The sequence below is a fragment of the Halobellus sp. Atlit-38R genome, assembly GCF_003665925.1.
GTDB classification, from domain to species: Archaea; Halobacteriota; Halobacteria; order Halobacteriales; family Haloferacaceae; genus Haloquadratum; species Haloquadratum inordinatus.
The window spans coordinates 1-485 of the sequence record NZ_QXIJ01000263.1 but is presented as its reverse complement, the minus strand read 5'-3'; the positions used below and the strand labels follow the sequence as shown (position 1 = coordinate 485).

The window sequence follows — 485 nt, the reverse complement described above, 5'->3', positions numbered from 1 at the left end:
CGCTCGACAGATACGCACCCGAGGTGGCCGAAGTCGGACTCGACGTGTTCCCTCTCGTGTCGGTCGTGACTATCGTCGCTATCGTCGCGGCCGTCGTCGGCCTCAACGTGGACACGATTCTCGGTGCGGGCGTGGCGGCCATCGCCGCCGTCGTGATCCACAACGCCATCGGTCTCAGCACAGGGTACGGCACGGGACGACTCGCGGACATGTCGGACGACCGCGTTCGAACGACGACCTTCGAAGTCGGACTCCAAAACAGCGGTCTCGCGGCCGCGCTCGCGCTCTCGTTTTTCTCCCCGGCGGCAGCACTTCCACCTGCGCTCTTCAGCGTCTGGCACAACAGCACCGGGCCGCTCTTGGCGCGTTACTTCTCGCGCGCTGAAGAGGCAGTCGTTCGAACGTCACCCGCAGACGACTAAATCTCGTCGGCGGCGACGACAGTCTAGATTTCGCTGCGGTCGGATTCGCTCGTCTCGGAGTTG

The 485-nt window shown here is 64.3% G+C and carries 1 protein-coding gene; it reads left to right on the top strand.

Translation table 11 applies throughout. The features are described 5' to 3' along the window. Positions 1-422 (top strand): bile acid:sodium symporter family protein (locus D3D02_RS19270; RefSeq protein WP_394337745.1); only part of this gene is annotated, 422 nt, incomplete at its 5' end. Positions 423-485: the final 63 nt, after the last annotated feature.